This window comes from Roseococcus pinisoli, assembly GCF_018413645.1.
GTDB classification, from domain to species: Bacteria; Pseudomonadota; Alphaproteobacteria; order Acetobacterales; family Acetobacteraceae; genus Roseococcus; species Roseococcus pinisoli.
This window is the reverse complement of the sequence record NZ_JAHCDA010000001.1, coordinates 1,377,463-1,395,646: the sequence shown is the minus strand read 5'-3', so window position 1 is coordinate 1,395,646 and position 18,184 is coordinate 1,377,463. Positions and strand designations below refer to the sequence as shown.

Here is an 18,184-nt window from a genome sequence, read left to right as displayed (position 1 = left end):
GTCGCGGGCCACACTATCGCTTAGGAGAGAGACTGCATGCTGACCGTTGGCGACAAGTTCCCGAGTTTCGACCTGACCGCCGTCAAGGGCGGCGCGGAGGGCCTCGGCGGCCCCGGCAAGTCCTTCACGCAGATCACCGACACGAGCGATGCGGGCAAGTGGAAGATCGTGTTCTTCTGGCCGAAGGATTTCACCTTCATCTGCCCGACCGAGATCGCCGCCTTCGGCAAGCTCGCCGGTGAGTTCGCCGACCGCGACACCGTCGTCTACGGCGTGAGCACGGACAGCGAGTTCGTCCACCTCAACTGGCGCGTCTACAACGAGGACCTGAAGGATCTGCCGATCCCGATGCTCGCCGACATCAAGCGTGAGCTCTCCAGCGCGCTCGGCATCCTCGACAAGTCGGCCGGCGTGGCGCTGCGCGCGACCTTCGTCGTCGACCCCGAGGGCACGATCCAGCACGTGGGCATCAACGGCCTGAACGTCGGCCGCAACCCGCAGGAGACGCTGCGCATCCTCGACGCGCTGCAGACCGACGAGCTGTGCCCCTGCAACTGGACGAAGGGCGAAGACGCCCTGAAGCCGCAGGAACTGTTCGAGAAGGCGGCCTGATCTAGCCGTCGCTCGCGGCGGCGGTCACGCTGCCGCCGCGAATAAGGGGGGCACCCCCGCCCCCTGGACCGCCTGCCTTCCGTCGCCCCGGGCGACGGAAGGACGTGGCCCCTCTCCTTACAATTCAGAACCTTTGGGAGCCCCGCGCCATGTCGCTGGAATCGCTGCGCAATGCCCTGCCGGAATACGCCAAGGACCAGAAGCTCAACCTCGGCACGCTCTCGACCGAGCCGTCGCTGACGCAGCAGCAGCGCGCGGGCACCTTCGTCGCCACCGCCCTGGCCAGCCGCAATGCCCGCGTGATCCGCGCCATCGTGGCCGAGTTCGGCCCCCAGCTCAGCCCCGAGGCGCTGAACGCCGCCAAGGCCGCGGCTTCGGTGATGGGCATGAACAACATCTACTACCGCTTTTCCCACCTGGTGGGCGGCGACTACGCCACCATGCCGGCCAAGCTGCGCATGAACGTCATCGGCAAGCCGGGCGTGGAGAAGCTGGACTTCGAGCTCTGGTCGCTCGCCGTCTCGGCCATCAACGGCTGCGGCATGTGCATGGAAGCGCATGAGCGGATCGTGGTGCAGGGCGGGCTGAGCAAGGAGCAGGTCCAGTCCGCGGTGCGCATCGCCGCGGTCGTGCATGCGACGGCGGTGACGATCGATGCCGAAGAGGCGCTCGCCGCCTGATCGGGCGGGGCGGCTTGCGCCGCCCCCTCCCTCATCCGATGTCGATCGGCGTGGCTTCGCGCAGCTGGATGGCCCGCCACAGCGCATCGAGCGCCGGATTCGCCATGCCGGCCGGCGCCACCTCGATCAGCACGCTCGCCGTGCAGGAGCCATCGGCTTCAGGCACCGCCCGACCAGACGACCGCAGCGGCGCTGCCTGGCCCAGCGCACTCCAGCGTTCCCGCAGGCGATGGGCCGCCCGCTCCGCCTCGACGCATGCCGGATAGGCCAGTGCGACGAGCAGCCCGGCCTCGTCGGGTCCCGCCACATCCACCAGCAGGCCGCGACGATAGGGCGGCAGGCCCTGCCCCGTTCCAGCGGCAGGAAGCTGCAGACGGGCGCCGGGATCGCGGTTCAGGAGCGCCGCCGGATCCCCAGGCTTCAGCCCCAGCGCGGGCGAGAAGAACAGCGCCTGGACGACGCGCCCCTCGCCGAGCTGCGCCTCCACCCCCTCCAGCAGCGACCGGTTCACCGGCTCCGCGGCAAAGCTCTCGCCCGGGCCGGTCAGTAGGCGCACCGCATTCGCCTGGGGTGCCTGGACCAGCGTGTCGCCCTGGCGGGCCACCGTCACGCCGGCCGACCGGAGACTGCGCCAGGGATCGCGCATCCGGTCCATCACCGGGATGGGGCCGGAATCCTGGAGCATGCCCCCTGCCGCCTCGACAAATCCGCGCTGGCGCAGATGCGCCATCACCTCCTCGAGGCGAGCCGGGCGGTCGAAGCGCCAGACGACGAGGCTCTTGCCCACGCCCGCCATCGAGCGCAGCTGCTGCAGCGTCACGCCCGCTGCGGCGCCCCAATCGGCGGGCCGGCGCAGGGTGGCGAGCGGCGGCAGCTCCGAGCCCAGGACGATGCGCCGCAGCGCCGCATCCGGCCACTCGGCACGGCCGCCCGCGACAACGGCCAGCGCGGAATAATCGACGAAGACCATCTGAAACGGCTCGGGATTCTGCGCCAGGATCGCCGGCAGGCCCTCTGCCGCCTCCCGCAGCGGCGCGAGGCCGTTCTGGGCGGCAACAGGGCCGTGCAGGGCCGCGAGACACAGGGCGGCGAGCATGGCTTTGCGCAGCATGGCTTCTCCTTCGGAAGGGCGGATGCAGCGCCTGCCGGCGCGCGCCCGGGGCCTCCGGATAGCATGCGATGGCACGGAAGATCGACCGGCGCCCCCGCGCCGGGCGTGTCGCGCGGCCTATTCGGCCGGCTGAACCGGCATCCGCCGCGCCAGCGACAGGCTGCGCGCCCCGCCCGCGCAGAGCAGCGACAGCACCAGCAGGATCGCCACCACCGGCAGCACCAGCCAGGTGAAGCCGTAGTCGATCAGCAGGCCCATCGGCACCGGCATGAGCGCCGAGCCCAGCGGCAGGCCGGCGCTGACGAAGCCGAAGACCTTGCCGATCTCGCCCGGCGGGCAGGCGTCCTTGAGCATCACGTCGCGCGGCGTGCGGGACGAGCCCATGCAGATGCCCGCCACCAGCGCCACGATCGGCAGCAGGAAGTCCGGATAGGCGAAGGTGCCCATGGAGAGCAGCAGCCCGCCCGCGACCAGCGTCAGGACGGTGACGAAGCCCATCAGGTTCCCGCCGCCCTTCTTGTCCGTGTACCAGCCGCCGACCAGCGTGCCGCAGGTGGCGCCGACCATATAGCCGGTGAGCGTCAGCGAGGCGACGGCGATGGGTGTCTCCCACAGCTTGCCGAGCACGGTGATCAGGAAGGCCGAGATGCCGGCGCCCGACATGGCGGAGAGCAGGAAGAAGGCGAAGAAGGCCAGGATGGGCTTGCTCAGCAGCAGCTCGCGGCTGCTCACCTTCTGCGTGCCGCGCGCCTTGGGCTGGTCGCTGAGGATGCGCGCCTGGAAGAGGATCGCGCCCACCACCGGCACGCCCAGCAGGCCGAGCAGCAGCAGCGCATGGCGCCAGTCCATCACCAGCAGCAGCAGCGCGACCGTCGGCGGCGCCAGCGCGAAGCCGAGATTGCCAGTGAAGGTGTGAAGCGCGAAGGCGCGCCCCACGAATTCCTTGCGGATGGAGCCGGCGAGGATGGCGTAGTCGGCCGGGTGGATCACCGAATTGCCGATGCCCGAGAGCACGGCCAGCGCCAGGATCAGCCGGAAGTCGGTGACGAAGGACATGGCGCTGATGGAGAGCGCCATGATCAGCGTACCGCCCACCAGGAAGCGCCGCGCGCCGTACTTGTCGACGAGGAAGCCGACCGGCGTCTGCAGCACCGCCGTCGTGGCGCTCATCAGCGCGACGGCGAGGCCCAGCGTCGCGAAGGAAACGCCGAACTCGTCGCGCCACACCAGGAAGAGCGGCGCGAGGCACAGCATGTAGAAGTGGGAGAGGAAGTGGCCGGTGCCGATCAGGGCGCAGATCTGCGCATCGCGCTTGGGAGACAGGACGGCTTCGCTCATCCCGGCAACGTGTCGGGTGCCCCGAGGGGCGTCAATGCGATGAGGGGGGCGTTACGGCAACTTCATCGGGCGGGCGCAGCTCGTCGAGCGGCCAACGCGGCCGAGGTGCCAGGGCCATGGGATCAGACTGGCCGGCGCGCAGCCGCTCCAGCCCCGCCCAGGCGACCATGACCGCATTGTCCGTGCAGAGGCGCAGCGGGGGCGCGAGCAGCGGCAGCGGCGTGGCGGCGGCAAGGGACGCCCGCACCGTCTGGTTGGCCGCGACGCCCCCGGCGACGACCAGCGCCGTCGCACCCGGCAGCATCGCATGCGCATGCCGCGCGCGATCGGCGACCACGGCGGCGACGCTCGTCTGGAAGGCAGCGGCGATGTCCTGCGGCCGGTACAGCCCCTTGGCCACCGCCTGGGCGACGGCCGTCTTGAGCCCGCTGAAGGAAAAGTCGCAGCCCGGCCGGCCGAGCATGGGGCGGGGCAGCTTCACCGCCGAGGCGTCGCCGGTGGCCGCCAGCCGCTCCAGATGCGCCCCGCCCGGCCAGGGCAGGCCGAGCAGCTTGGCCGCCTTGTCGAAGGCCTCGCCCACCGCGTCGTCCAGCGTGGTACCGAGCCGACGGTAGCGCCCCAGCCCTTCCACGGCCACGCATTGGCAATGCCCGCCGGAGACCAGCAGCAGCAGGTAGGGATAGGCCGGCGCCTGCGGGAAGAGGCCCGGCAGGCGTGCCGTCAGCGCATGTGCCTCCAGGTGGTTCACGCCGATGAAGGGCAATCCGGCGCCCATCGCCAGGCCCTTGCCGAAGGTGGCGCCCACCACCAGCCCGCCGATCAGGCCGGGGCCCGCCGTGGCGGCGATGCCGCCCAGCTCGCCCACGCCGAGACCCGCCTCGGCCAGCACGCCCCGCACCAGCCCGCCCAGGCGCTGCAGATGCGCCCGCGCCGCGATCTCGGGCACGACGCCGCCGAAGCGCGCATGTTCCTCCGACTGGGTGAAGACCGCCTCGGCCAGGATGCGCCCTTCGCCGTCGAGCACGGCGGCCGCCGTCTCGTCACAGCTGGATTCGATCCCCAGGACAGATTGTCCCAGGGGGTGCTGGCGGGTTCCGTTCGTCACCTCCGCCCTATATGACGCGGCGATGTCTTCCGCCATGCCCGGCGCGGCCTCCCCGCCCCATTCGAAGATGCGTTCCCTCCCGCTCCGGGTCGGGACTCGCGCCTCCCCGCTGGCCTTGTGGCAGACGCGGCACTTCCTCGAGATCATCGTCGGCTTCTGCCCGGTGCTGCGCGGGGTGAAGGCCTTCGAGGAGCATGCGATCCGCACCACCGGCGATGCGATCCAGAATCGCCGCCTGTCGGAGATCGGCGGCAAGGGGCTTTTCGCCAAGGAGATCCACGAGGCGCTGACCGACCGGCGCGTGGACTTCGCCGTCCACAGCCTCAAGGACCTCGAGACCGAGCTGCCCCCCGGCATCATCCTGGCCTGCACGCTCAAGCGCGAGGATGCGCGCGACGCCCTGATCCTCGGGCCCGGCTGCGGGGCACCGGATGCGGGCGATCCCTATGCCTGCCTGCCGGCCGGCGCGATCGTCGGTTCCTCCTCGCTGCGCCGCCAGTCGCAGCTGCTGGCCGCCCGCCCCGACCTCCAGGTCGTCACGCTGCGCGGCAATGTGCAGACGCGGCTGACCGCAGTGCGGGACGGCGTGGTGAATGCCAGCCTGCTGGCGCTGGCGGGGCTCAAGCGCCTCGGCCTGGAGCAGGAGGCCGCGCTGGCGCTGGACCCCGAGGCGATGGTCCCCGCCGCCGGCCAGGGCATCGTCGCCATCACCTGCCGCGAGGGGGATGTCGAGCTGCTGGAGCTTCTCTCCGGCATCGAGGACCGCGCGGCCTCCGCCGTCTCCAAGGCCGAGCGCGCGCTGCTGGCGGCACTCGACGGCTCCTGCCGGACGCCCATCGGCGGCCATGCGCGGCTGCTGCCCGACGGCACGCTGCACCTGACCGGCCTCGTCGCGCGGCCCGATGGCAGCTTCGTCCTCAAGCGCACCATCCACGGCGCCGCCGCCGATGCGCATCGGCTCGGCCGATGCCTCGGCGACGAGCTGCGCCTCGACAGCCCGGCGGATATCTTTGCCTGAGCCGCGCCCGGGCGCCGCACCGCGCGGCGTCCTCGTCACCCGACCCGAGCCTGACGCTGCCGAGACCGCGGCCCGCCTCGCGACCCTGGGCTGGCGGCCGGTGCTGGCCCCCGCGCTGGTGCTGTCCTCGCGGCACTTCCGCCCGCTGCGCGCCCAGGCTCTGCTGCTCACCAGCCGCGCCGCCGCCCGCGCCCTCTCGCCCTGGGACATTCCGGTCCTGGCCGTGGGCGAGGCGACCGCCGAGGCGGCCCGCGAAAGGGGCTTCACCCAGGTCTTCGCGGCCGATGGCGATGCCGTGGCCATGGTCGCCTTCTGCGCCGAGCGCCTGGATCCGAAGGCCGGCCCGCTGCTGCTCGCCATCGGCGAGGGCTATTCGATCGAGCTCGCCGCGGCGCTGCGCGCGCAGGGATTCCGCGTAGTGCGCCGTGTCGTGTATGCTGCTGAAGAATCGATCGAATTTCCGAACGAAGCCCTGGACGCGCTGCGCAACCATGAGGTGTCACACGCGTTGTTCTTCTCGCCGCGAAGCGCGCGGTGTAGCGTCCGCCACCTGACTGCCTGCGGCCTCTCGGAGGCCCTGCGCGGGGTCGAGGCGATCGCCATCAGCCCGCGCGTCGCCGCCGTCCTGGAAGGTCTGCCCTGGCGCTCCGTAAGGACCGCCACCCGACCGGATCAGGACCACATCTTGGAGTTGCTTGGCCCGACATGACCTCCTCCTCCCCGCGCAAGCTCTCTGTCGATCCGGCCTGGATCGCGCTTTTCGTCGCGGCCCTGGTGCTGCTCGCCGTCTCCACCTGGCTGGCCCGCACCCGCCCCGATTCCAGGGCCGAGGCCACGCCTGCCGCGGTCGTCCCCAATCCGCTGGAGACGCGCCTGACCGAGCTCACCGCCCGGCTCGCCGCCAATGAGGCGGCCCTGGCCCAGCTGCGCGCCCGCCCCGCCGGCGATCCGGCCGCCCTCGCCGCGCTGGCGCAGCGGATCGAACGGACCCGCACGACCGATTCCGAGGCGCTCGACGCCCGGCTGAAGACGCTCGAGGACGGCCTTTCCCAGCGTACCGGCGCGGCCGATGTTGCCCTCGGCCGCCGCATCGAGGCGGTGGAGCAGAACGCCACGCGGCAGGCCGAAGCCGACCAGGCGCTGGGCCGGCGCATGGACATGGTCGAGCAGGGCCTGGCGCACCGCGCCGAGGCGACGCAGGCGGAGATCCGCCGTATCGAGGCCGCCGAGCGCGGCCTCGCCGAGCGCACCGCCGGCGAGCTCGCTTTGACCCGCCGGGTCGAGGCGATCGACCAGTCCGGCGCGCAGCGCGCCGCGCAGATCGAGCAGACCGTCACCCAGCGCCTGGCCGCGCTCGACCAGAGCACCACCCAGCGCCTCGCCCCGTTGCAGGACGCGCTGAGCCGCCTCTCCGCCGCCGAGGCCCGCACCACCCGCCTCGGCGCCGTCGATGCCCTGCGGACGCTGCTCGATGCCGGCCAGCCGCTCGGCACCGCGCTCCCGGGCCTGGGAAGCGCGCCGCCGGCACCCCTGGCGCGCTTCGCCACGGCCACGCCGCCGACCGAGGCGGCGCTGCGGCTGAGCTTCGAGCAGGCGGTGCGCCAGGCGCGCGCCATCCCGGCCTCGCCGCAGGAAAGCCTGACCGCCCGACTGAACTCGCTGCTCACCGTCCGCCGCGGCGACGAGGTCATCTGGGGCGACGCCTCGGAGGTCCAGATCGAGCAGGCCCGCCGCGCCCTGGAGGCCGGCGACCTGGACGCGACCCTCGCCGCGCTCGGCCGCCTGCCCGAGGCGAACCGACAGGCCCTGCGCGGCTGGATCGACGAGGCCCAGGCCCTGGTCGCCGTGCGCGCCGCGCTTCGCAGCCTCGCCGCCGGCTGATCGGCCATGCGCAACGTCATCAAGTTCCTGGTCGTCCTCGCGCTTGTCTTCGCGGTGGTCCTCTGGCTCGCCGGCCTGGATGGGCAAATGGAGATCCGCCACGGCGAATGGTGGATCGGCATCTCCCTGCCGGCGGCCATCGTGCTCGCCGTCGCGGCCTTCCTGGTGCTGCACGGGCTGCTGCGCCTCGTCGGCTGGCTGCGCGGCTGGCCGGAGCGCCGCCGCGTCCGCCGCCGCCTGAACGACCGCGCCCTCGCCGAGATCGCCCTCACCCGCGCGCTGGTGGCGCTGGCGGCCGGCCGCCCGGAAGCGGCACGGCTCGAAGTCGCCCGCGCGAAAAACCTGGCCGGTGCCACGCCGCAGCTCCTGCTGCTAGAGGCCGAGGCCGCGCGCACGCTCGGCGACGAGGAGGCCGCGACCCGGGCCTTCGAGGAGCTCGCGGGGCGCGCCGATTCCCGCTTCCTCGGCCTGCGCGGCCTGCTGCGGCAGGCCGAGGCGCGGGAGGATTGGGATGCTGCCCGCCAGATCGCGGCCGATGCCCAGTCCGTGGAGCCCAAGGCCGAATGGCTGCGCGCCGAGCGTTCCGAGGTCGCGCTCAGGCGGCGGGACTGGGGCGAGGCGCTCGCCCTGTCCAATGCCGAGGCGCCGCGCGCCAGCCTGACCCTGGCCGCCGCCGAACAGGAAACCGACCCGCTGAAGGCCCGCGAGCTGGAGCGGCAGGCCTTCATGGCCGATCCCCGCTTCTCGCCGGCGGTGCTGGCCCATGCCCGGCGCCTCGCGGCCGATGGCAGCCCGCGCCGCAGCCGCTCCGCCCTGCAGCAGGGCTGGGACGCGGCGCCGCATCCCGACATCGCCGAGGCCTATCTGGCCGGCGAGGAGGATCGAATCCGCCGGGTGAAGATGGCCGAGGAGCTGACGCGCCGGACGCCGGACCACGCGGAAAGCCGCCTGCTGCGCGCCCGCATCTGCCTGGAGGCCGGGCTGACCGGCCGCGCCCGGCAGGAGCTGAACGCCCTGCGCGACAGCGGCCAGGCCGATCGCCGGGCCTACGACCTGCTGGTGGAGCTGGAGCGCGCCGAGCACAGCCCCGACGCCGCGCGCGAGAAGGAGGCCGCCTGGCTGCGCGAGGCCTCCGATGCGCCGATGGAGCCGGTGTGGCGCTGCGGCCATTGCGGCGCGGAGCACAACCACTGGAAGCCCCTCTGCGAGGCCTGCGGCACGGCCGGTGCGATCAGCTGGAGCGGCGTGACGCGGTAGGGCGTCCCGAAGGCCCTGGCCTCAGTGCCCCGTGGTCTTCGAGAAGACGTTCATGGTGATCACCCCCGCCACGATCAGGCCCATCCCGATCATGGCCGGGGCGTCGAGCTTCTGCCCATGGAAGACCCAGGCAATGGCCGTGATCAGGACGATGCCGACGCCAGACCAGATGGCATAGGCGACGCCCGTCGGCATGTGCCGCAGCGTGAGGGACAGGAAGTAGAAGGCGATGAGGTAGCCCACCGCCGTGATGAGCGTGGGGACCAGCTTCGTGAAGCCTTCCGTCTGCTTCAGGAAGGACGTGGCCGCCACTTCGGCGAGGATCGCGACGGCAAGGTAGAAATAGCTCATCGGCCGAGCTAGGCGCTGCCGTGTCGGCACGCAAGCGCCGAAGGCGGCGCTACTCCTGCCGCAGCGGCCGCCCGAGAAGCGCCCTCACCGCGCCCTGCACGTCGATGCGCCCTTCCAGCACCTCGACCACCGCCGCGCAGACCGGCAGCTCGACGCCTGCCGCCGCCGCGCGCGCCAGCAGGGCCGGGGCCGTCGCCACGCCCTCGGTGACGGCCGCGCGGCCGGCGAGGATCTCGTCCAGCTTCTTTCCCTGACCGAGCGCCATGCCGAGCGAGGTATTGCGGCTCGAAGGCCCCGTCGCCGTCAGCAGGAGGTCGCCGAGGCCCGAGAGGCCCGAGGCCGTCTCCGCCCGGCCGCCGAGGCCCACGACCAGCCGCGACAGCTCCGCCAGGCCGCGGGTGACCAGCGCCGCGCGCGCATTCTCGCCGAGCCCGGCCCCGGTCGCGATGCCGGCCGCGATGGCCAGCACGTTCTTCGCCGCGCCGCCGAGCTGGACGCCCAGCGCATCCTCGCTCGCATAGAGGCGCAGCGCGCCGCCCGAGAGCAGCGCCTGCGCGGCCTCGCAAAGCGCCATGTCCGCCGCCGCGATGACGCTCGCCGCCGGCAGCCCGGCCGCCACCTCATGCGCGAAATTCGGCCCGGAGATGACGCCGGCCGCGAGGTCGGGCCGTGCCTCCGCCATCACCTCCAGCGGCAGGCGCAGGCTGCCGGTCTCGAGGCCCTTGCAGGCCAGCAGCAGCGGCGGAAGCCCGCGCGGCAGCAGGGCAAGGATGGCGCGCAGGGGCTGCATCGGCACGGCCAGGATGCCGAGCCCGGCGTCCAGCGCCTCGGCCGCGTCATTCGTCACGCGCAGCCCTTCCGGCAGGGCGATGCCGGGCAGGCGCGGATTGTCCCGCGAGGCCTGCATGGCCGCGGCGCGGCCCGGATCGCGCGCCCAGAGCACCACACGATGCCCGCAGCGCGCGGCATGGATCGCCAGCGCGGTGCCCCAGGCCCCCGCGCCGATCACCGCGACCTCACTCATCGGCGATGCGCGTGAGCGCCCAGCCGCCCCCCGCCTCACCCGTGGAGAGCATGTCCGCCAGCTCGGCGAGGATGGTACGGGCGGCCTCCTCGAAGCCGAAGGGCGGGTTCACGACCACGAGGCCGCAGCCGTTCAGCCGCGCCGCATCGATCGGATCGCGCAGATGCAGCTCGGCCGCCACGATGTCCTTCACGCCGCCCTCGGCCAGGGCGGTGTGGAAGGCGCGCACGGGCGCACGGCCCTTGATGGGGTACCAGGCCGCCTGCACCAGCCCGCGCGCGCGGCGCGACACCTCGGCGATGGCGTCCGTCAGCCGCTCATACTCGCCCGGCTGCTCGAAGGGCGGGTCCATGAGGACGAGACCGCGCTTTTCCGGAAAGGGCGTTAGCGCACGCAGCGCCTCCCAGGCGTCGCGGCGGTGCACGGCGACACGCCCGTCGCGGCGGAAGAGGGCGCGCAGCGTGGCATGGTCCTCCTCATGCAGCTCGACCAGGGCCAGGCGGTCCTGCTCGCGCAGCAGCCCGGCGGCGAGGGCCGGTGAGCCGGGATAGGTCTCGCCGCCGCCCGCCAGGGCGACGTAATCCGCGAGCGGGCCTTCGGTGACGCCCTGCAGCCGGCCGATGCCCTGGCGCCATTCGCCGGTGCGCTGCGCCTCGCTGCTGCCCAGGTCATAGCGCCCGATGCCGGCATGGGTGTCCAGCACGCGGAAGCCCGCGGGCTTGCGCGCCAGCGCCCGCAGCAACCAGACCAGCAGCGCGTGCTTCATGCAGTCGGCGAAATTGCCGGCATGGAAGGCGTGGCGGTAGTTCATGTTCAGGCCCTCAGCCGCCGAGCGGGTGCGCCAGGGAGAAGGTTGGTCCGGGCGCGCCGCGCGCCATGCGCGCGATCGGTTGCGAAGGCAGCGCCAATTCGGCTGTCAGAGCCGGACGGTCGCGCCATTCTCCGGGCTCCCGGCCACCAGCTTCGCGATCGCGGGCCCCACCTCGGCCGGCTGGCGGATCTTCGCCTGGTCCTCGCCCGGGAAGGCGGTGCGGCGGAGATGCGTGGCCACCGGGCCCGGATCGGCCAGCACGGCGCGCAGCGACGTCTGCCCGAGCTCCGCCGCCCAGCAACGCACGAGATGCGCCTGGGCCGCCTTGGCCGCGGAGTAGAGGCCGAAATAGGCCGTGGGATTCTCGGCGTAGCTGTCCGTCAGGACGACCGCGCGCCCGGCCGGCGCGAGGCGCAGCACGGGATCGCAGGTGCGGATCAACCGCCAGGTCGAGCTGATATTGACCGCGAGGCTCTCCTCCCAGTCGCGCGGCATGATGTGCGCGGCGGGCGTCAGCTTCGTCAGGATGCCGGCCGCATGCACCAGCACGTCCAGCCGGCCGAAACGCTCGGCGAGAGAGGGGCCCAGCTTATCGAGCTGATCGCCCTCGCGCACCATGTCGAGCGGCAGGAGCGTCGCGGAGCCGCCGGCGGCGCGGATCAGGTCATCCGTCTCCTCGAGGCCGCCCTGGCTGCGCGCCGTGAGCACCAGATGGGCGCCCATTCCCGCGAGAGCGAGCGCGGCCGCGCGGCCGATCCCCCGGCTCGCCCCCGTGACGAGGGCGACCTGGCCTTCCAACGGACGCGCGCTCACGCGCTGGCCTTCTCGAGGGCGCTGCGGCGCTCGGCATTATCCGCCATGTCGGTCAGCGGGATCGCATAGTCGCCCGTGAAGCAGGCGTCGCAGAAAGCGGGCTTCGCGCTGTCGCGGCCGGGCTTGCCGAGGGCGCGGTAAAGGCCGTCCAGGGAGATGAAGGCCAGGCTGTCGGCGCCGATCAGCTTCGCCATCTCCTCCACGTCGTGCTTGGCGGCGAGCAGCGCGCTGCGCTCGGGCGTGTCGATGCCGTAGAAGCAGCTATGCGTCGTCGGCGGCGAGGAGATGCGCATATGCACCTCCGCCGCGCCGGCCTGGCGGACCATCTCGACGATCTTCTTCGAGGTGGTGCCGCGCACGATCGAATCGTCGACGAGGATGACGCGCTTGCCCTCGAGCACGGCGCGGTTGGCGCTGTGCTTCAGCTTCACGCCGAGGTGGCGGATCTGGTCCGTCGGCTCGATGAAGGTGCGGCCCACATAATGGTTGCGGATGATGCCGAGCTCGAAGGGAATGCCGGATTCCACCGCATAGCCCATGGCGGCCGGCACGCCGCTGTCGGGCACCGGCACGACCACATCGGCCGACACCGCGCTCTCGCGCGACAGCTCGGCGCCGATGCGCTTGCGCGTGTCGTAGACGGGCGTGCCTTCCATGACGGAGTCGGGCCGCGCGAAATAGATGTACTCGAAGATGCAGAAGCGGCTTTCGGTGTTCGAGAACGGCGTCACCGAACGGATGCCGCTGTCGTCGATCACGACGATCTCGCCCGGCTCGATGTCGCGCACGAAATCGGCGCCGACGATGTCGAGCGCGCAGGTCTCGCTGGCCAGCACCCAGCCGTCGTTCAGCCGGCCGAGCACGAGGGGACGCACGCCCAGCGGGTCGCGCGCGCCGATCAGGGCGCCGTGATGCAGCGCCACAAGCGAATAGGCGCCCTGCACCTGCTTCAGCGCGTCGATCAGCCGGTCGAGCACCGTCGAGTAGAGGCTGATGGCGATGAGGTGGACGAAGACCTCGCTGTCCGTCGTCGACTGGAAGAGGCAGCCGCGCCGGACCAGCGCGCGCTTCAGGACGCCGGCATTGGTCAGGTTGCCGTTATGGCCGACGGCGAGGCCGCCGAACTCGAAGTCGGCAAAGAGCGGCTGCACGTTGCGCAGCGCCGTCTCGCCCGTGGTGGCGTAGCGGTTATGGCCGATGGCCGCGCTGCCGGGCAGGCTGGCCATGACCTTCGCATCGCCGAAGATGTCGCCGACGAGGCCGAGGCCCTTATGGGTATGGAAGAGGCCGGCTTCGTCGAGCGTGACGATGCCCGAGGCTTCCTGGCCGCGATGCTGGAGGGCGTGAAGGCCGAGGGCGGTCAGCGCCGCCGCGTCCTTGTGGCGCCAGACGCCGAAGACGCCGCATTCCTCATGGAACTTGTCGTCTTCCGAGAGCGGCAGCGGCATGGGGTCGGCCTCTAGGTTCGGTTGCGGGCAGGCGGACGCATCAGATCCTCCTGCGTAGGCTCACGGCGCTCGGGGGGCGCGGCGATCCGGGGGCGATACTCCTCCGGCATCAGACCGACAACCCATCTTGCGACATCGACGACGAGCGGCAGGGCACGGGCTTCCCTCACTCCCTCGGGCCAGCGCTCCACGGCGGGGACGAAGAGTCCCGCCAGAACGAAGGCCAAGGCGGCGATGAAGGCCCCGCGCGCCAGACCGAATATGGCCCCGAGCGAACGATCCACACCCCCCAGCGGGCTGCTCTGCACGCGACCCGCCAATGCGTGGATGACAAGCTTCAGCACGACCAGCACGACGAGGAAGACCACGCCGACGGCCACGCCCTCGGCCAGCCAGTCAGGCTCGATCGCGCCGCCGAGCATGGAGACCACGGGGTCGCGGAAGCGGAAGGCCGCCAGGGCCGCGCCGATCCAGGCAGCGACGCCCAGCACCTCGCGCACGAAGCCGCGCAGGAAGGAGAGGATGGCCGAAACCACCATCACGATGAGGAGAACGCCATCGGCCCAGGTCATGGTCCGCCGCGTATAGCCGCATGTCGCGTTTCGTGTGAGCCCCCGTGGGAATGGAAGAGGTCAATGCGGCTGCGGCGCATTCGCGGAAAGGCGGGGCTTTCGGCCGCAAAGACGGTGTTTGGCGCCTCGGGGTGTGGGGAAGCGGAGCTTTGCGCTCGGCTTGCCGGCCGCCGCGCGGCGATCAGTTCCGGGCCTCGCGGAAGGCCGCGCCCTCGTGGCGCAGCAGCCAGCGCTTGCGCTCCAGCCCGCCGCCATAGCCGGTCAGCGAGCCGTCGCTGCCGATCGCCCGGTGGCAAGGCACCACCACGCTGATGGGGTTCGCGCCATTGGCCGCGCCCACGGCGCGCAGCGCGCGCGGACGGCCGAGCTTCGCGGCCAGGGCGGCGTAGCTGAGCGTCGTGCCCAGCGGGATGGTCGCCAGGGCCTCCCACAGCGCCCGCTGGAAGGGCGTGCCCTCCGCGCGCCAGGCGATGGCGGCGAGGCGGTCGAGCTCGCCCTCGAAATAAGCCGTCAGCGCCTGGCGCAGGGCCACGGGCGCCGTGCCCAGTTCAGGCGCGAAGGGGCGGTAGTTGAGGCGGAGCAGATAGGTCAGCCGCGCCTCGTGGTCGGACCAGTCGAGGCCGCGGAGAAAGCCCTCCCCGTCCGTGACCAACAGCGCCTCGCCGAGCGGCGTCGCCAGCCGGTCCAGCAGGAGGCGCGGGCCGGTCATTCCCGGACCTTCTCGCGCTTCAGGGTGCCGGCCGCGAAGGGCGCCACCAGGTCGGCCAGATGGCCCACCTCCGTCAACCGTAGCCCCTCGATGGGCGTGGGCGCCTTGCTGCCGCGCGCCACGCGGCGCGGCAGGACGGCGGCGGCGAAGCCCAGCTTCTGCGCCTCGCGCAGGCGCTGCTCGGCCTGGGAGACCTGCCGGATCTCGCCGGAAAGGCCGACCTCGCCGAAATAGACCGCATCCGGATCGGTGGGCCGATCGGTGATGGCCGAGACCAGCGCCGCGGCGACGGCCATGTCCGCCGCCGGCTCGTTGATGCGCAGCCCGCCGGCGATGTTCAGATAGACGTCGGCCTGGGCGAAGGTGAGGTTGCAGCGCGCCTCCAGCACGGCCAGCAGCATGGAGAGCCGCCCGCCCTCCCAGCCCACCACCTGGCGGCGCGGGCTGCCGCCATTGCTGGGCGAGAGCAGCGCCTGCACCTCCACCAGCACAGGCCGCGTGCCCTCCAGCCCCGCGAAGACCGCGCTGCCGGAGATGTTGCCGCGTCGCTCCGCGAGGAAGAGGGCGGAGGGGTTGGTGACCTCCATCAGCCCGCCCTCGGTCATTTCGAAGACGCCGATCTCGTCGGTGGCGCCGAAGCGGTTCTTGGTGGCGCGCAGGATGCGGAACTGATGGCCGCGATCGCCTTCGAAGTAGAGCGTCGCGTCGACCATGTGCTCCAGCACGCGGGGCCCGGCGAGCGTGCCCTCCTTCGTCACATGCCCCACCAGCACCAGCGCGAAGCCGCGCGCCTTGGCGCAGCGGATGAGCTCGAAGGCGCAGGTGCGGACCTGGGCGACGGTGCCGGGCGCCGAATCCAGCGCGTCCAGCCACATGGTCTGGATGGAATCGATGACGACCAGCGCGGCTTCCTGCTCGGCCTCGAGGCTGGCCAGGATGTCACGCAGGCCCGAGGCGGCCGCCAGCGCCATCGGCGCCTCGGAGAGGCCCAGCCGGCGCGCGCGCAACCGCACCTGCGCCACCGATTCCTCGCCCGAGATGTAGAGGACGCGCTTGCCCGCCTCGGCCATGCGTGCCGCGGCCTGGAGCAGGATGGTGGACTTGCCGATGCCCGGATCGCCACCGACCAGCACGGCCGAGGCCGGCACGAAGCCGCCGCCCAGTACGCGGTCGAGCTCGGCGATGCCGGTCAGATGGCGCGGCGGCGGCGCGCTCTCGCCGGCGAGGCCCACGAAGGCGATGCCGCGTCCCGGCGGCGCCTTGCCGGCCGGGCCGGGCCCGCGCGGCGCGACCGATTCCTCGACGAGGGTGTTCCACTCGCCGCAGCCGTCGCACCGGCCCTGCCATTTGGGGTGATCGGCCCCGCAGGACTGACAGACGAAGCGGGTGCGATCCTTGGCCATGGATAAAGAACATAAATAGAACAAACCACCGAGGCAAGGCCGCTGTCATCGCCCCGCGAAATGCCGCGCGAAATCGATCAAAAACGGCCCGCTTTTCGACAACTCCTTGACCTTTCACGCGTTAAGATGACGCACCACCTTGAGTTTGCCGTTGCGCAAGAAACTTCCCCCGCGCGCGACGGCATCCCCGGCGGGACGTCCCCCCCAACCAAGGTCCCGCCGGGGCCTTTCCCCGACGCTCGCGCGATTTCCCACCCCCTAAAATATTGCTTTAATTCAGCGGTTTATTCGTGTATATGCACGATATGGTCCGCAAAACCTCCCTCACGCCCGACGCCGCCGCCGAAACCTGCTCGGCCATCGGCGTGGAGTGTCTGGCCTTCGCCGCACGGCGCACCGCGAACGTCATCTCGCGCGCCTATGCGGCCCGCCTGGCGCCCTTCGGCCTGGAGCCCTCGCAATTCGGCGTGCTGGTCGTGGTCGCGGCCGGAAGGGCGGATTCCGCCCGTGAGCTGGCGGACCGCCTCAGCATCGAGCGCTCCACCCTCACCCGGAACCTGACGCGGCTGCTCGAGGCCGATCTCCTGGTCGGCGCGCCCGGCAAGGGCCGCCGCATCACCTACAGCCTGACCGCGGCCGGCCACGCCAAGCTGGCCGAGGCGCTGCCGGCCTGGCGCGCCGCGCAGGACGCGCTGCAGGCGCAGCTGGCCCCCGGCTCGGCCGAGCGCGCCCGCGCCTCGCTGGCGGAGCTGCGCGGCGCCGCCAAGGAAATGCTGACCGCGGACTGAGCGCGGGCCCCGCTACTCGCCCCGCAGCGCCGCGCCCGCCGCCAGCGGCGCCAGCGGCAGGGCGAGCGCCAGCATCGCTGCCTCCAGCAACAGGTAGGGTCGCGCCGCCAGCCCCGAGGAGGAAGCCTCGATCGCGGCTGCGCCGAAGATCATCACCGGGATCGCCAGCGGCAGGACCAGCAGCGGCAGCAGCACCCCGCCCCGCCGCGCGCCGAGCGTCAGGGCCGCGCCCGCCGTCCCGAGCAGCGAGAGGATGGCCGAGCCCAGTGCCAGCGCCACCATCGCCGTGCCCATCGCCGCCCCGGGCAGGCTGAGCAGCGCCGCCGCCAGCGGCGTCGCCACGACCAGCGGCAGGCCCGTCGTGACCCAGTGCGCCGCCGCCTTCGCCGCCGCGATGCCGGCGGGAGACAGGCCGCTGAGCAGGAGCTGGTCGAGCGAGCCGTCCTCGGCCTCGGCGCCGAAGAGGCGGTCCAACGGCAGCAGCGCGGCCAGCAGCGCGGCGGCGGCCAGGACGCCCGGCGCCACCCGCGCCAGCAGCTCGGGCGAGGGGCCGACGCCGAAGGGGAACAGCGCCGCGACCAGGACAAAAAACATCACGGAGGCGAGCGTGTCGGCCGGATGACGGAGCGCCAGCCGCAGCTCCCGCAGGAAGAGTGGGATCAAAGCCGCAGCTCCCGCGCAGCCGGCAAGGGCAGCGGCAGATGCGTCGCGGCGATCACCATGCCGCCGGCCGCGCGATGTGCGTCGAAGAGCGGCGCCAGCCTTTCGACCGAGGCGGCGTCCAGCCCCACGGAGGGCTCGTCGAGCAGCCAGAGCGGCGCCTGCCCCAGCGCGAGCCGCGCGAGCGCCAGCCGCCGCTTCTGGCCGGAGGACAGCACGCGGGCCGGCAGCTCCGCCAGGGCGGCGAGGCCCAGCGCCTCCAGCGCCGCCATGACGTCGCCGCCATGCAGACGCGCGTAGAAGGCCAGGTTCTCCGCCGCGCTCAGCGCCGGCTTCAGCGCATCCTGGTGGCCCAGGTAGCGCAGCCGCGCGCCGTGGGCGGAGAGATCCGCGAAGGCGTCCTCGCCGCTCCAGAGGAGACTTCCCGAGAGAGCGGGAAGCAGCCCGGCCAGTACTCGCAGCAACGAGGACTTGCCCGCGCCGTTATGCCCAGTGAGGAGCAGCGCATCGCCCGGTTCAATTGCGAATGAGACGCAGTTGAACACAAGCTTTTCCGCGCGCCAGCACGCCAATTCCTGCGCCTCGATCAGGCTCGCCTCCATG

At 72.2% G+C, this 18,184-nt stretch carries 20 protein-coding genes; 7 read left to right on the top strand and 13 right to left on the bottom strand.

The annotated features are described in order from the left end of the window. Window positions 1-36 precede the first annotated feature (36 nt). Together KHU32_RS06865 and KHU32_RS06860 are read left to right on the top strand one after the other, a co-directional pair. The gene (locus tag KHU32_RS06865) at window positions 37-612 is read left to right on the top strand and encodes a peroxiredoxin (RefSeq protein ID WP_213669262.1); all 576 of its coding nucleotides are present in this window, start codon (window positions 37-39) and stop codon (window positions 610-612) included. Window positions 613-761: 149 nt separating this feature from the next. Next, window positions 762-1,292, top strand: a complete 531-nt coding sequence (locus KHU32_RS06860; protein WP_213669261.1) for a carboxymuconolactone decarboxylase family protein — start codon at window positions 762-764, stop codon at window positions 1,290-1,292. 31 nt (window positions 1,293-1,323) lie between these two features. On the opposite strand, the gene KHU32_RS06855 is transcribed toward KHU32_RS06860, so the two are convergent. The 3 genes from KHU32_RS06855 to tsaD form a co-directional block, all read right to left on the bottom strand. Continuing rightward, entirely contained in the window at window positions 1,324-2,403 is a 1,080-nt protein-coding gene (locus tag KHU32_RS06855; protein WP_213669260.1) for a hypothetical protein, read from the bottom strand. Window positions 2,404-2,520: 117 nt separating this feature from the next. Further along, on the bottom strand, window positions 2,521-3,741 hold the full coding sequence (locus tag KHU32_RS06850) for an MFS transporter (RefSeq protein WP_213669259.1): 1,221 nt from the start codon (window positions 3,739-3,741) through the stop codon (window positions 2,521-2,523). Window positions 3,742-3,772: 31 nt separating this feature from the next. Continuing rightward, window positions 3,773-4,765 (bottom strand): tRNA (adenosine(37)-N6)-threonylcarbamoyltransferase complex transferase subunit TsaD, encoded by a 993-nt coding sequence (gene tsaD, locus KHU32_RS06845; RefSeq protein WP_408887827.1) that lies wholly within the window; start codon window positions 4,763-4,765, stop codon window positions 3,773-3,775. A gap of 103 nt (window positions 4,766-4,868) precedes the next feature. Between tsaD and hemC the strand changes: the two genes are divergently transcribed. The 4 genes from hemC to KHU32_RS06825 are packed head-to-tail and all read left to right on the top strand — an operon-like array spanning window position 4,869 to window position 9,002. Next, on the top strand, window positions 4,869-5,864 hold the full coding sequence (gene hemC / locus KHU32_RS06840; protein WP_213669257.1) for a hydroxymethylbilane synthase: 996 nt from the start codon (window positions 4,869-4,871) through the stop codon (window positions 5,862-5,864). Beyond that, window positions 5,857-6,573 carry a uroporphyrinogen-III synthase gene (locus KHU32_RS06835; protein ID WP_213669256.1) on the top strand — a complete coding sequence of 239 codons (717 nt, stop codon included), beginning with the start codon at window positions 5,857-5,859 and terminating at the stop codon, window positions 6,571-6,573. Before hemC ends, KHU32_RS06835 begins: the two co-directional genes overlap by 8 nt. Continuing rightward, window positions 6,570-7,745 (top strand): hypothetical protein, encoded by a 1,176-nt coding sequence (locus KHU32_RS06830; protein ID WP_213669255.1) that lies wholly within the window; start codon window positions 6,570-6,572, stop codon window positions 7,743-7,745. The genes KHU32_RS06835 and KHU32_RS06830 overlap by 4 nt, the downstream gene beginning before the upstream one ends. A gap of 6 nt (window positions 7,746-7,751) precedes the next feature. Beyond that, complete coding sequence (locus tag KHU32_RS06825; protein ID WP_213669254.1) at window positions 7,752-9,002, top strand: heme biosynthesis HemY N-terminal domain-containing protein; 1,251 nt, start codon at window positions 7,752-7,754, stop codon at window positions 9,000-9,002. Window positions 9,003-9,023: 21 nt separating this feature from the next. On the opposite strand, the gene KHU32_RS06820 is transcribed toward KHU32_RS06825, so the two are convergent. From KHU32_RS06820 to radA, 8 genes are all read right to left on the bottom strand, one after another. After that, window positions 9,024-9,353 carry a DMT family transporter gene (locus KHU32_RS06820; RefSeq protein WP_213669253.1) on the bottom strand — a complete coding sequence of 110 codons (330 nt, stop codon included), beginning with the start codon at window positions 9,351-9,353 and terminating at the stop codon, window positions 9,024-9,026. Window positions 9,354-9,402: 49 nt separating this feature from the next. Next, window positions 9,403-10,377 carry an NAD(P)H-dependent glycerol-3-phosphate dehydrogenase gene (locus KHU32_RS06815; protein WP_213669252.1) on the bottom strand — a complete coding sequence of 325 codons (975 nt, stop codon included), beginning with the start codon at window positions 10,375-10,377 and terminating at the stop codon, window positions 9,403-9,405. After that, complete coding sequence (locus KHU32_RS06810) at window positions 10,370-11,188, bottom strand: 23S rRNA (adenine(2030)-N(6))-methyltransferase RlmJ (protein WP_213669251.1); 819 nt, start codon at window positions 11,186-11,188, stop codon at window positions 10,370-10,372. Before KHU32_RS06810 ends, KHU32_RS06815 begins: the two co-directional genes overlap by 8 nt. 105 nt (window positions 11,189-11,293) lie before the next feature. Continuing rightward, complete coding sequence (locus KHU32_RS06805) at window positions 11,294-12,001, bottom strand: SDR family NAD(P)-dependent oxidoreductase (protein ID WP_213669250.1); 708 nt, start codon at window positions 11,999-12,001, stop codon at window positions 11,294-11,296. Then, complete coding sequence (gene purF / locus KHU32_RS06800; RefSeq protein ID WP_213669249.1) at window positions 11,998-13,449, bottom strand: amidophosphoribosyltransferase; 1,452 nt, start codon at window positions 13,447-13,449, stop codon at window positions 11,998-12,000. Before purF ends, KHU32_RS06805 begins: the two co-directional genes overlap by 4 nt. Before the next feature lie 11 nt (window positions 13,450-13,460). After that, on the bottom strand, window positions 13,461-14,021 hold the full coding sequence (locus KHU32_RS06795; protein ID WP_213669248.1) for a CvpA family protein: 561 nt from the start codon (window positions 14,019-14,021) through the stop codon (window positions 13,461-13,463). Window positions 14,022-14,202: 181 nt separating this feature from the next. Further along, window positions 14,203-14,730, bottom strand: a complete 528-nt coding sequence (locus tag KHU32_RS06790; RefSeq protein WP_213669247.1) for a methylated-DNA--[protein]-cysteine S-methyltransferase — start codon at window positions 14,728-14,730, stop codon at window positions 14,203-14,205. Continuing rightward, the gene (gene radA / locus KHU32_RS06785) at window positions 14,727-16,133 is read right to left on the bottom strand and encodes a DNA repair protein RadA (RefSeq protein WP_213669246.1); all 1,407 of its coding nucleotides are present in this window, start codon (window positions 16,131-16,133) and stop codon (window positions 14,727-14,729) included. Before radA ends, KHU32_RS06790 begins: the two co-directional genes overlap by 4 nt. 305 nt (window positions 16,134-16,438) lie before the next feature. Here radA and KHU32_RS06780 point away from each other — a divergent pair, with 305 nt between their 5' ends. Next, complete coding sequence (locus KHU32_RS06780) at window positions 16,439-16,921, top strand: MarR family winged helix-turn-helix transcriptional regulator (protein WP_213669245.1); 483 nt, start codon at window positions 16,439-16,441, stop codon at window positions 16,919-16,921. 12 nt (window positions 16,922-16,933) lie between these two features. Here KHU32_RS06780 and ccmB read toward each other — a convergent pair whose 3' ends face one another. Continuing rightward, entirely contained in the window at window positions 16,934-17,584 is a 651-nt protein-coding gene (ccmB, locus tag KHU32_RS06775) for a heme exporter protein CcmB (protein WP_213669244.1), read from the bottom strand. Next, window positions 17,581-18,183, bottom strand: a complete 603-nt coding sequence (gene ccmA / locus KHU32_RS06770) for a heme ABC exporter ATP-binding protein CcmA (RefSeq protein ID WP_249680578.1) — start codon at window positions 18,181-18,183, stop codon at window positions 17,581-17,583. Before ccmA ends, ccmB begins: the two co-directional genes overlap by 4 nt. Between the last annotated feature and the right edge of the window lies 1 nt (window position 18,184).